We start from the raw sequence: 12,777 nt of genomic DNA on the forward strand, positions 1-12,777 counted from the left end.
AACTCGGTTATTCCGGTTAGAAAACTGGCAGGATAGCGGCCCTCATCAATTCTGAGAAAGAATAAGTAATGATTTTTATAGCACTGCAGGGAATATCAAACCGCAATATCCGCCATATTGCCGTAGGCTTCCAGCCAAACCCGGCGGTCTGAAGCCCGCTTCTTGCCCAGCAACATGTCCATTCGCTCATCGGTGTCGTCACCCTCTTCCAGGGTGAGCATCACCAGGCGGCGAGTGTCTGGCGCCATGGTGGTTTCGCGCAATTGCAGGGGATTCATCTCACCCAGGCCCTTGAAACGGGTCACCTGAACCTTGCCCTTCCGCTTCTCGGCTGCCAGGCGGTCGATAATACCCTGCTTTTCGTGCTCATCGAGGGCATAGAAGGTTTCCTTGCCCAGATCCACCCGGTACAGCGGCGGCATGGCGACAAATACATGGCCGGCAGAAACCAGTGGTCGGAAGTGCTTTACGAACAGCGCGCACAGCAAGGTGGCGATATGCAGGCCGTCGGAGTCGGCATCCGCCAGGATACAGACTTTGTTGTAGCGCAACCCGGTAAGATCCTCTGAGCCCGGATCAACACCGATGGCCACGGCAATGTCGTGAACTTCCTGGGAAGCCAGAATTTCACCGGAATCCACTTCCCAGGTATTCAGGATCTTGCCCCGCAGCGGCATCACCGCCTGGAATTCCCGGTCCCGGGCCTGCTTGGCGGAACCGCCAGCCGAATCACCTTCCACCAGGAACAGTTCTGAACGGGTGGTATCGGCACCGGAGCAATCAGCCAGTTTGCCGGGCAACGCCGGGCCGGAGGTCACCTTTTTGCGGGCCACCTTCTTGCTGGCCCGCAGCCGGCGCTGGGCATTGCTGATAAACAGCTCAGCCAGGGCTTCAGCAATATCGGTGTGCTGGTTCAGCCACAGGCTGAAGGCGTCTTTCACCACGCCGGAGACAAACGCCGCCGCCTCACGGGACGACAGCCGCTCTTTGGTCTGTCCGGAGAACTGAGGCTCCTGCATCTTGAACGACAGCACATAGGCCACCCGCTCCCAGATATCCTCGGGCGACAGCTTGACCCCCCGGGGTAGCAGACTACGGAACTCACAGAATTCCCGCATGGCTTCCAGCAAGCCCGTGCGCAAGCCATTCACATGGGTACCGCCCTGGGCGGTGGGAATCAGGTTGACGTAGCTTTCCATGACGGCATCGCCGCCCTCCGGCAGCCACTGGATCGCCCAATCCACCGCTTCCTTATTACCGGAGAAACTGCCGGTGAAGGGCTCAAGCGGCACGGCTTCGATGTCTGCCAGGGCAGTACGCAGGTAGTCCCGCAAGCCGTCCTCATAGAACCACTCGTCTTTCTCGCCGGTTTTTTCCTGCAGGAATGTCACCACCAGGCCCGGGCACAGCACCGCCTTGGCCCGCAGGTTATGCCGCAGACGGCTGACGGAGAAATTGGGACTGTCGAAGTATTTCGGATCGGGGGTGAACTTCAGGCGGGTACCGGTATTGCGCTTGCCAACGGTATCGATCACTTCCAGCTCGGATGCCTTGTCGCCGTTGGCAAAGGTCATCCGGTGAACCTGGCCGTCCCTACGGATGGTCACTTCCAGATGGGTAGACAGGGCATTCACCACAGACACACCCACCCCGTGCAAGCCGCCGGAGAAGTTGTAGTTGCCCTCGGAAAACTTACCACCGGCGTGCAGGCGGGAGAGGATCAGCTCAACCCCCGGAACGCCCTCTTCCTTGTGGATATCGACGGGCATACCGCGGCCATCGTCTTCCACACTCAGCGAGTTGTCACTGTGCAGGATGACATCAATCCGGCGGGCATGGCCGGCCAGCGCCTCGTCCACACTGTTGTCGATGACTTCCTGAGCCAGGTGGTTCGGCCTTGAGGTGTCCGTGTACATGCCTGGGCGTTTTCGCACCGGGTCAAGACCGCTCAGAACTTCAATGGCATCGGCGTTGTATTGTTGCTGGCTCATAGTAACGGCATGGCTCCGCAAGTGGTCGTTAAAGCTGAGCCATAGCTTAGGGATTCGGGCTGAAAGATCAATGTTTGTTTTGTGGCTACGCCAAGTGGTTTCAGTTTCCGAGCTCTTTCAACAACGGCGTTCCAGACAACCCGGATACTTCCAGGCGCTGCCACTGGCTGTCCGCTACCGCAAGCACCGCGCAGGGCGAGGTAATCACCTGCGCCACCATCATGTCCGGCGCGGGCGAATTTACCTTCATGGCCAGTTTCAGGGTTTTCCTGTCCGCCGTGGCAGACTCAAGCCCAACGCTATAACCGGCGGTTGGCTTCTGGCCCAGGGTGACAATCACCAGTGACTCTTTCTCAAGATTAACCTGGCGAATAATACCGGTTGCCATATTCTGCCCGCCAATATCCAGCAATGCCTCCAGTTCCGAACCGGTCCGCACGTGCGCGACGCCTGGTCCGGTCAGGCCACAATGGGCAGACTGGGTTACCTGGCGCACCTGGGGCTGCATGCCGGCGTTTTCACCGCCGGTGGCACTGCAAGCCGTTATCAGGGCCGCTGCCAGCGGCAAGGCAAACAGCCGGGGAATGCGATCTGTCATTGTGTCGTCCTGGGTCGGTTATCACTGTTATTGCGAGCGCTATCGCGCTCTGGCGTGATCAAACGGTAACCCTGAAACCCCGGCCTGGGCAAGATGTCCGGGGTTTCCGCAGAAATTGTGGGGCGGGTAAAGCTGGTGGTCATCCGGAGATCGGAAAGGCTTTGGCCTTCCTCAATAGTGATCACCTCCCGCAAACCGGAAATCGGGTATTCCGCGCAGGCCTCGCCGGGCTGACAGATGATGCCGTCGCCATCAATATCCGTGCCCGCCACCAGAAAGTAGTCGCCCGGACTGACTTCATTGATCCGGCGCGGCTCCTCTCCATCCCAGGATTCAAAGCGGAAACCGTAGCTGCCATTGGAGGCCTCCACAGCAACCTGGGCCTCGGCCCAATAGAAACCGTCATCATCCGGCGTGGTGTCCACCAGCAGGACGAAGTGGGTGCCGGCGTTGCGGGCCTGTTCGTCGCTGATGAGCTGGGCGATGACAGGAATGCGCAAGCTGCGTTGAGTTCCATCATCGTCATAGGTCACACGGATATCACCCCGGTAAGCCGTATCTGGCTCAATCTCCGACTCCACCAAGGATACATTGAATACATACCGCCCGTTCTCAAGGGTCGGTTGGTTTGAGCTGAGCCAGACAAGGTTTTCGGTAAGAACAACGTTGGAAATTGAGCCATCACCAATCTGGTTCAGGGTCACCGTGGCACTTGTCACCCCCTCATTGCTGAGCGAGATCTGGGACGGCGATGGCGACAGAATCGTCACGCTGCCCTCCAGATTTGCCTGAAGCGCCTTGGCGGCATCGAGAACGCCAAAACCCAACTGGTCATTTCGGCTTCCCGGATAATCGGTGAGTTCGCCGCTTTCCAGTAGAGCTCGAACCTCGCTGTAGTTGAGGGTGTCTTTCTGGGCTTTCAGCAGTGCAATAACGCCTGACACATGAGGCGTGGCCATAGACGTACCCTGCAAGCCCGTATAACCGGCAACGAATTGACCGGCCTGCCCCACCGCACTGGTACTCCAGATCAGATCGGCGCGGCCATCGTTATTGCCATCCCGGCTGGCATCTCCGCCGGGTGCTGCGAGATCAATCCAGCTTCCGAAGTTTGAGTATGAGGCTAAACGGCCAGCGGCATCTACTGCACTGACAGCAAGAACATTGGTAAAGGCAGCAGGATATGATTTCGTTGACGTTGCTGAGTTACCAGCAGCCCCGATAAAGATCATCCCCCTATCAACACCGTATTGGATTGCCCTTTCAAGAACACCATCAAAAGGCAGGCCGCCTAAACTCAAATTCACAACTTCAGCCAAAGGCCCGCCGGTTCCATTATCATCTTGACCCGTGACCCACTTTATTGCATTCAGTAGATCTTGCGATGAGCCGGTACCTCCCTCCCCCAAGACTCTGACAGGGACGATTTCAGTGCCAAATGCAACCCCGCCAATTCCGTCACCGTTGACCACAGCGGCAACAGTACCCGCGACGTGCGTACCATGGAAAACGCTGGCACCCACACTACTACCCGGATCCTCCGGATAATCATCGTTATCTACAAAGTCGCGAAGATTGGACTTCGAAATATTGCGATCAAGATCTGGGTGCCAGGCAGTCGTTCCGTTGGGGCTAAACAAACCGCTGTCCAGAACAGCAACGCTGACGCCCTCGCCACCGTCAGGCGCCAACTGCCAGGCACCCGGCCCGTTAACCAGATCGTAGTGCCACTGCAAACGGTACAGAGGCTCATCCACCGGCGAGCTCTGCATGCTCGACATCTGATAGTTCGGTACCGCGTCTTTGACACCCGGCATCTGCCGAAGCTGGGTAATCCAGGACAGGGTTTCCGCCTGTATTTGAGTCGCACTGACAGCACGGGAAGACGCCTGGGCAGGCATCCGCATCAACCAGTCCGCGCCGCCCAGGTGCCGCTCAGCGTTGGCCGTGCCGGCGGCCATTGAAGACATAGCCCCAGGAGCACTGGAATCCAGCGTGACGATGGCTTGTTGCGGTAGAAACTGATGATCCGGCCAGTCAAGGCTCAGGCTGTCGAGTTGGGTGTCGGCGGCTTTGACCAGCACGTAGCGGGCAGGGCCGTCTCCGGTCACACTGACTTCAACCGTGTAATTGGCTTCAGCAGCAGTATCATCCAACCTGATGCTCACTGAGGGTGTTTCCGGGGAGGTTTGCTCTGGTTGCGGAGTCTCTCCATTTCCACTCACCCGCAACTCAAGCTCCGCAACTCCATCACGGCCGCCAAAATTTCTCAGAATCACCGTTTCACCCGGCCCCATCGGCACGGTGTAGGTATCTACCGGGTCAGCCGCGTAACTGAACAATTGGCCGTTGAGCAACGGATAGGAACCATTTCGCGAACTGACAAACCCGGCAAGAACAAAACTGGCCGGCAGGGTTTGGGCACCCGAAGCGGGGCTGGCATCGGTAAACCGCAACTGATCCATCGTGTCCTGATCAATCCGGCTGCCAGATTCGATACTGATCACACCAGACAGAGGACCAAGATCAATAGCCGGAGGCTGAGACTCCGAACTTCCGGAACCACCACCGCATCCTGCGAACAACACCACTCCCGAAAGCACAAGATACTGCGGCAATGTTCTTCTCACGATTACCCTCTTTGCCTATCTTTTTTATGAACTTCCTTATCCATACGCAAACTATAAGACAAAAGTTCCACAATTTGCTCGCCTAAGGTCCGACAAATGCGAGAGAGTCTGGCTCGGGAGAAGGTTGGAGGGGCTTTCTGAAACACGCTGTGAATACATCCCTGTACGCTCCGCTCCGCCATCCATGGCTCCGCAGGGTTTCAGAAAGCCCCTCCAACCTTCTCCCTCCCCCCAACATTTGCGGTCAACCAAAACAAGAAAACCCGTGAAGCAGAACTCCACGGGTTTTCACACATCATGGCAACTACAAGGCGTAGAACAGCATCGGCACAAAGGCCACCAGCAGCAAGCTGGGTATCATCACCGCCAGCGGCAACAGCAGGCGCTGGTAACGGTGCCAGAAAGTACCCGTGCGCTCTGCCGCCAGCACTTCAGTCTCACCAACCACCTGCCGCGTTAACAGATGGTTCAGGGCCACAGGCGGGCTCAAGTAACCCAGCTCGAAGGCTACCAGGCACACAATCCAGAAGTGCAGCGGGTCTACGCCAATCTGTATTGCCGGCTGGGCGATGGTGGCCGATACCAGAATCACCGCACCGAACGGGTCCATCACCATGCCGATCAGCGTCAGCATCACTACGATGACCATCATGGCAATCCAGGGGCTGGTCAGGGTCTCCGGGAAAATCGCATGGACAATGTCGGAGCGCTCCAGAATACCGCCCAGGCAGATGGAGAAGCCGATCAGGGCCAGCAGCGCGCCAATGTGAACGGCTGAATCACTGGCAGCATTGCTGCTGCGTTCAAAGAACGTTTGCATCCGGGAAACAGAAAGTTCCTTACTCTCCTTTCCAGAGTCCAACACCACCAGGGCGAGCATCACCAAAGGCAGAATCATCGGCGCACTGTACTCATTGAACTTCAGGCCCAGGACCACCCAGATTGCAAAGATCACAGCGGCGGCAGTCAGTGCATAAGGTACCAGTGGCAACAGTTGTTTCAGCGCAAGGCGGAAAGCACCCGGTGCCGGCCTGGGCTTCCAGTTACCTTCGGTCTTGCACACGATGAACGAGAACAGGCTGGCAGACAGAATGAACACCCAGAAGCCCCAGCCGTACATTTCAGAGGTGGTCACTTCTTTGTTCAGTGCTGCGATTACCACAATCAGCAGGCACGGGTTGAGCACCACCCCGAGACTGCCTGACATCGCGGTGGTCGCCAGGGACAACTGCCGCCCGGCACCCGCTTTTCTCAGTTCGTCATACACCACACCACCCACGGCAAGAATAAAAATACCGGAGGCACCCGTGAACGCCGTCGGGAAGGCGGTGGCAAAGATAATCACCGAGGCCAGCATAGGCGCCGGCAGATTGAACGGCTTGACGATGTTCAGCAGCAATTCCGGCACCCGGGTCTGCTTGAGCATCATGCCCACCAGCACATAAAGGCCGATGTTGATGAACATGGAAGACAGGTTCGCCATCATGCCGAAGTAGATCGCCAGGCCCGAAGTGTAGCCGTCCACAAAGAAGAAGTAGGACATGGCTATCAAACCCATCATGCAATACAACGGGATGACCAGGCTCGATGACAAGCTCAGGCTGCCGGGCTTCATGCGCTCGGGTATGTGGAAGAAGCGAATGGCGTTGATCACCATGAACATTCCGAATACACCGGCCCAGGCGTATTGCAAAATCATAGTGTTTTCCGTGCCCGGCGATGTCGATAATCGCCCGAGATAGGCGTTCAGGGACAGCACCATCAAACCGTTGACGATGAACTGCACGCCCTGGCTCAAGCGCCACTCTGACCGGTTGCGGGACAGCCGCAGGGCAATGTGGTCCGCGTCCAGCGCCGAGATCGCAGCAGCCATGGCAAACATGGCGATGAACAGGTACTTGGTCAGTTCAATGTTGTCCAGCAGAAAGCCAGCCAGTCCCTGTTCAAAACTCTTGTAGGCACCCAGTGCCCATGTGGCGTGCTTCTGGTTCTCGGCATACATCAGGTGGCGCTGCTCACACAGGGCCACGTTGCTCTGCAGAGACTGCCTCAGCGCATCCGCGTCTGGTGGGGAGCTGAACAAATCGTCCGGATCAGGCTTGTAAGCCTGAATCCTGCGCTCAACCTCGGCATCCACATCCACGAACATATTACAGGTGGGTTCGGTCGCATCCGGGTTCAGCAGATAATAGTTCGGCCAGACCTGCTCACCAATCCACAACATTCTGGAGTGCAGGGAATTCCCCATGCCCAGCAGCAGAGTTGACAGGAGCAAAAGCAGTAGAATAACCCCATGTATCCTGTGTACGGGGTAGAGCGTCCTTGCACCAGAGGCAGTCATCGCGCGCCAGTTCATGTGTTTTCTCTCCGATTATTCCCGGTTGTCAGCCGTGCACTCAGACGCGCCCGGGTTACTGGCGCAGCGAATTTTGCTCAATAGACTCATCATGCGTGGGTCGTACACACTCGGTGCACCGTTCACACCATCACGCATTTCCAGACGGTTTTCACGGAACATCTCCTGGTAGCCAGTAATGTCCTGGTCCGGAATTCGAATCCATTGCTTTTCAGGGATCGCTTTCTCCTGGCTCTCGATCAGGTTCATCGCCTGCGGGAACATATCCCAGGCCACTTCACGGGATTTCTGCGCGGTGTCATCGTCCAGAACGCCTTCGCGGGCAATGATCTGGATAGTCAACTGGGCCAGTGGGTAGTCAACAATACCGCCTTTATCACCGATACCCTTGTATAACTCGAGGGCTTCATAGGCGAACGCTGGCGCATAGGCGGTATCAACGGAGCCGTTATTGAACTTACCAGCGAAGTTGGTGATATCCGATGGAACCACCGTTGCCTTAACGTGATTCACCATATGAATGGCATCACGCTGATAATCGAGAGTGGCCATTCGCTTCCCGGCCAGTTTGCTTGCGGTGTTGATGCTTCGGTCGTTGACGAACAAATACCCCGCACCGGCCGGCACAATCGCCAGCACTTCATAGCCGCCGGACTTCATCAGAGATGCCGCCCTGGGCTGGGCCAGTGTCGCCAACAAGGTTTCCAGATCATCATAGGTCGGAATGGCGCCAACCGCACTGACACTGCCCGTAAACTTGTTGAACGGCCGAGTCCGGATATCGGTTGCGGCAACGGCGTCACACTGGCCGGCGTTAAAATCACCAACGGCCACACCTTCGTCGGTATAGGGGCGAAGATTGAAGTCCACTCCATGGGCTTTCATTTCCAGGGCGTAGTCTTTGACCAGATTGTATACGTCGCCGTTGGCGCCGATAACGTCAAACACACACATGGAAACTGTCTGGGCTGATGCCAACGGAGCAGCAACGGCCAACGACAGAGCGGCAAGGGATTTACGGATCATGACGACCTCCGGGTCATTCTTGTGTTTATCGTTGAAACTGGGTCAGGGCCTGGCGGCCTGCTCTCAGAGCAGGTCGTCCAGGTCCATGGTTTCGGTATTGGTTCTGGCGCGTTCCGGGCTCATCTTGCCGAAGAAATTGCGCGGCGTGCGGTGACCATATTCGGCAGTCCAGTGCTTGTCTGAGGAAAACTGAACGATGGTTCGAGCCACTTCATCCACCAATCGGTAATCGTCCCATACGTCGATTCGGTCGTCGGCGTCGGCGAAGTGCGCAATGGCATCGGCGAGCACATCAGGGCGTCCAAAGGTTTCAGCAGCTACGATCTGAACCGCGTGGGATGCCCGAATACCCGCATTCACGCCCATTTCGGAGCTGTTCTCAAGCACCTGCCAAGGGTCAGGCGACAGCTCGGGACGGGTATCGGGCAACAGCAACCAGACCAGCGCGCGAACAGCATTGGGCAAACCGCCCCATTTTTCGTTGTCAACACATTGCGCGGCACGCTCTGCCCTCGGCGCTATATTACGAGGCACGCCTGCAAGCGCACCAGAGTTGGAGTCGTTCACGATGGCCTGCATACCGGTCAGAAGCCCCAACAGAAACGTCAGTTCGTCCTGATCGGTAAACAGGAAAGGGCACTCGATGGGCTCGGCAGCCGGATCAAAATCGTAGGCTGCCATGGCCCGAAGATAGGCATTGTATCGGCGCGAGGCCGTAGTGGCGTACAAACGCTTGGCGCGCTCACGGGCGTCTTTTGCAGCAGGCACATCGCCATTGTACTGGGCACGGAGATAGTCCAGTTCTGCGTTCCAGGCACGGTATTCCATGCAATTGCCGGCCAGCAGCATAAGCAGTGACCCGGTGCTGTCAGGCGCGGAGGTTACGCGAGAAAAGGAGTAGACGAGAGGATCAGTACCCTCACCCAGCGCGCACGCCATTTCAGTGTCCGACATCTGCAGCACATAAGGTGTTGCTTCAGACTCTGCGTAGCTGGAGAGCACCATACCCGTCGTCGTATATATGGGGTTGGCGGAGCAGCCGGCCAGGACCATCGCCAGTCCTGCAAGTGCGAACTGTTTGAGCAGGGCCGAACTACGGCCCACTAGGGAAACCTCTGGGTAGAACATAATTTGCCCTGTCTTGCTTTGTTTTTGTCAGTAAGGGATGACGAGTGTTTTTTTATCACATATTCGCGTCGTCAAACCGTGAACCAGAACCTTCACAGCCAACATCCAGGCTGTTCCCCGAGGAACTGGTCTCTACGACGCGAAGAATGCTTTGATTTTTGTCAGACAAGAATGGCTGGAATGCCGAAAATTATATGCCGATCGGGCCAATGGCCTCTAAGGAAAGCACAAAAATTTAAACTAATTGATATAAAACAATAAGTTCCAAAGGTAACCTGTTGTTACAGTCCGAGCATCGCCATGACTTGATCGGTCAACCCGTCCAGCGTCAGTCCACCGCGCTCGGGTTTGTACCAGGTCACCGTCCAGCTCAGCGCTCCGGTCAACATCCGCCTTACGATAAAGGGATCCGCCTTGAGCTGGCCAAGCTCGTTAAGCTCCTCCAAAACAGATAGCCACAGCCCTTCGTATATCCCCCGCAATTCCAGCACCTGGACCTGAGAGCCCTCCGAGAGACTACGCCATTCATAGACCAGCACTGCCATGGCTTCGCCAGTCTGGCCATTAATGGATTCCAGCTCACTTCGCACCAACGCCCGAAGCTTGCCCCGGGGGGACTCCTCGCTGTCGGCTGCCGCCTGCATCAAAGCGGTATTGAGACGGATGGTCTCAACCATAACCGCCTTCAGAATTTCCTCTTTGGTTCGGAAGTGATGGAACAGACTACCGGACTGGATGCCGACGGCTGCCGCCAGATCACGCACAGTGGTGCGCTCATAGCCTTTGTCCCGGAATAACCTGGCGGCTTCCTTTAACAAGCGCCCGCGGGCACTGGCAGGGTCGGAAACGAGCTGTTCGGCAATCAAGGACTGAAGAATCTGGTTCTGGTTCACAAAGGCCATCCGGTTGTCTTGGTGGGACTTTTTATTCTACCCGAGATTTGCCTGTTTACAAACCAAGCGCTTGCTTGGTATTGTCATTATCAACGTTGGATAACTTCCCGCCGACGCGGGCTTCACAACAAGGCCAAGAACATGTCACACGCCAACAAAACCATCCGCATCGGTTGCTCCGCCGCTTTCTGGGGTGATACCGAAACGGCAGCCGCCCAGCTGGTGCACCGGGGCAACATCGATTATCTGGTGGCCGATTATCTGGCCGAGATCACCATGTCCATCATGGCTGGCCAGAAGATGAAGGACCCCACCCAGGGCTATGCCCGGGATTTTGTGGAAACCGTTATGGCGCCTTTGCTGGGCGACATTAAAGAAAAAAGCATCCGGGTGCTGGCCAACGCCGGCGGCGTGAACCCGGTGGCTTGCCGGGATGCGTTGCAGGCGTTGTGCGAAAAAGCGGGGGTCGATCTGAAAATCGCCCTGGTGCTGGGCGACGACCTGCTGATGAAGAAAAAGAAGCTCGCCGATGCCGGCGTCACCGAGATGACCACCGGCCAGCCCTTCCCCGCCATGATGGTGAGCCTGAATGCCTACCTGGGCGCACCAGGCCTGGTGGCTGCCCTGGAACAGGGTGCCGACATCATTATTACCGGCCGGGTAGCGGACAGCGCGCTGGTGCTGGCGCCGCTGGTGCATGAATTCGGCTGGCGCTGGAACGATTACGACAAACTTGCCCAGGGCAGCCTGGCCGGGCACTTGCTGGAATGTGGCGCCCAGTCTACCGGTGGCAACTTTACCGACTGGGAAGATGTGGCCGACGGCTACGCCAATATGGGCTTCCCCATTGCTGAGGTGAGCGCCTCCGGCGACTTTGTAATGACCAAGCCCGAAAGCACCGGCGGTCTGGTCAGCCGGGGCACGGTAAGCGAGCAGTTGGTGTATGAGATTGGTGATCCAAGGGCCTATCTGCTGCCCGACGTTACCTGCGATTTCACCCAGGTTGCACTTGAGGAAATCAGTAAGGATCAGGTTCGCGTTTCCGGTGCCAAAGGTCTGCCACCTACCGACAGCTACAAGGTATCTGGCACCTGGCCGGATGGCTTCAAGTGCACGGTCACCTTTTTGCTCGCTGGCATAAACGCGCCCGCCAAGGCTCAGAAAGTCGCAGAGGCGATTCTCGCCAAAACCTCGGCGATGTTTGTGGAGCGCGGCCTGCCGGATTATTCCGAAACCAGCATCGAGTTGCTGGGTACCGAGACCACTTACGGCGCCCATGGCAAGGGCGATCAATGCCGGGAAGTGGTGGTGAAGATTGCCACCGCCCACCCGAAGAAAGAGGCACTGGTGCTTTTTTCACGGGAAATCGCCCAGGCTGCCACGGGGATGGCACCGGGTATCACCGGCATTGTCGGTGGTCGGCCAACCGTTTGGCCGAAGATTCGTTTGTTCTCTTGCCTGGTACCAAAATCGGAAGTGGCGGTTTCGGTGGATCTGGCAGGCGAGAAGTCTGAGGTGGTGGTGGCTACCGAGGGTGGTTTCGATCCGGGTGCTCTGGCGGCTGAGCCGGAGTCACGGATGGAGGTGGCGGCGGATACCACGGTTCCGTTGATCAAGCTGGCTTGGGCCCGGTCCGGGGATAAGGGTGATCACAGCAATATCGGGGTGATTGCGCGGGATCCGGAGTATGTTCCTTATATTGAGGCGGCGTTGACGGAACAGGCGGTGGCAGATTGGATGGCGCATACGTTGAATCCGGAGTCTGGCAAGGTGACGCGCTGGTCTATGCCAGGGTTGCATGCGTTCAATTTCTTGCTGGAGCACAGTCTTGGTGGTGGTGGTGTGGCCAGTTTGCGGATTGATCCGCAGGGTAAGGCGTTTGCGCAGCAGCTTCTGGAGTTTCCGGTGCCGGTGCCTTCGAATTTGGTAGCACAATGAACATTCTAATCACTCTCCGGCGCAAGCTTCTTGCTTGGGGCTCAGGCCCACAACTTGGGTGGCGGCACCCTGGTGGGGGAACGCCCTACAAAAAGCGCTCCTGCGGCACATCCATGTGGCGCTTCGCTCCGGCCATCCATGGCCTACGAGATTTTTGTAGGGCGTTCCCCCACCAGGGCGCTCCGACTTTTTACGTGGATTCTTTGTATTCAGATAA

General features: G+C 57.1%; 8 protein-coding genes. 1 reads left to right on the forward strand and 7 read right to left on the reverse strand.

Annotation, left to right across the window (positions count from 1 at the left end):
- Nucleotides 1–95 precede the first annotated feature (95 nt).
- The 7 genes from parE to ACNSOI_RS13750 all read right to left on the reverse strand — a co-directional run bounded on the left by parE (nucleotide 96) and on the right by ACNSOI_RS13750 (nucleotide 10,631).
- Entirely contained in the window at nucleotides 96–1,991 is a 1,896-nt protein-coding gene (gene parE / locus ACNSOI_RS13720) for a DNA topoisomerase IV subunit B (protein ID WP_374812318.1), read from the reverse strand.
- Between the two features lie 100 nt (nucleotides 1,992–2,091).
- Entirely contained in the window at nucleotides 2,092–2,589 is a 498-nt protein-coding gene (locus ACNSOI_RS13725) for a protease complex subunit PrcB family protein (protein WP_061331600.1), read from the reverse strand.
- Complete coding sequence (locus ACNSOI_RS13730) at nucleotides 2,586–5,219, reverse strand: S8 family serine peptidase (RefSeq protein WP_420194292.1); 2,634 nt, start codon at nucleotides 5,217–5,219, stop codon at nucleotides 2,586–2,588. The genes ACNSOI_RS13725 and ACNSOI_RS13730 overlap by 4 nt, the downstream gene beginning before the upstream one ends.
- 304 nt (nucleotides 5,220–5,523) lie before the next feature.
- Entirely contained in the window at nucleotides 5,524–7,575 is a 2,052-nt protein-coding gene (locus tag ACNSOI_RS13735; protein ID WP_420194293.1) for a TRAP transporter large permease subunit, read from the reverse strand.
- 15 nt (nucleotides 7,576–7,590) lie between these two features.
- Nucleotides 7,591–8,601 (reverse strand): putative solute-binding protein, encoded by a 1,011-nt coding sequence (locus ACNSOI_RS13740; protein ID WP_106694973.1) that lies wholly within the window; start codon nucleotides 8,599–8,601, stop codon nucleotides 7,591–7,593.
- Nucleotides 8,602–8,664: 63 nt separating this feature from the next.
- Complete coding sequence (locus ACNSOI_RS13745) at nucleotides 8,665–9,729, reverse strand: hypothetical protein (protein ID WP_061331603.1); 1,065 nt, start codon at nucleotides 9,727–9,729, stop codon at nucleotides 8,665–8,667.
- 281 nt (nucleotides 9,730–10,010) lie between these two features.
- Nucleotides 10,011–10,631: a TetR/AcrR family transcriptional regulator gene (locus ACNSOI_RS13750; protein WP_420194294.1), complete on the reverse strand. Its 621-nt coding sequence runs from the start codon at nucleotides 10,629–10,631 to the stop codon at nucleotides 10,011–10,013.
- Nucleotides 10,632–10,763: 132 nt separating this feature from the next.
- Between ACNSOI_RS13750 and ACNSOI_RS13755 the strand changes: the two genes are divergently transcribed.
- Nucleotides 10,764–12,560, forward strand: a complete 1,797-nt coding sequence (locus ACNSOI_RS13755; RefSeq protein ID WP_420194295.1) for an acyclic terpene utilization AtuA family protein — start codon at nucleotides 10,764–10,766, stop codon at nucleotides 12,558–12,560.
- Nucleotides 12,561–12,777 lie beyond the last annotated feature (217 nt).

The organism is Marinobacter sp. GH_1 (assembly GCF_048595985.1).
Classification (GTDB): domain Bacteria; phylum Pseudomonadota; class Gammaproteobacteria; order Pseudomonadales; family Oleiphilaceae; genus Marinobacter; species Marinobacter shengliensis.

Bases quoted from the DNA above. Each gene is read 5' to 3' on its own strand.
- parE (WP_374812318.1), bottom strand. From the start codon at position 1,991: ATGAGCCAGCAACAATACAACGCCGATGCCATTGAAGTTCTGAGCGGT.
- ACNSOI_RS13725 (WP_061331600.1), bottom strand. From the start codon at position 2,589: ATGACAGATCGCATTCCCCGGCTGTTTGCCTTGCCGCTGGCAGCGGCC.
- ACNSOI_RS13735 (WP_420194293.1), bottom strand. From the start codon at position 7,575: ATGAACTGGCGCGCGATGACTGCCTCTGGTGCAAGGACGCTCTACCCC.
- ACNSOI_RS13740 (WP_106694973.1), bottom strand. From the start codon at position 8,601: ATGATCCGTAAATCCCTTGCCGCTCTGTCGTTGGCCGTTGCTGCTCCG.
- ACNSOI_RS13745 (WP_061331603.1), bottom strand. From the start codon at position 9,729: ATGTTCTACCCAGAGGTTTCCCTAGTGGGCCGTAGTTCGGCCCTGCTC.
- ACNSOI_RS13750 (WP_420194294.1), bottom strand. From the start codon at position 10,631: ATGGCCTTTGTGAACCAGAACCAGATTCTTCAGTCCTTGATTGCCGAA.
- ACNSOI_RS13755 (WP_420194295.1), top strand. From the start codon at position 10,764: ATGTCACACGCCAACAAAACCATCCGCATCGGTTGCTCCGCCGCTTTC.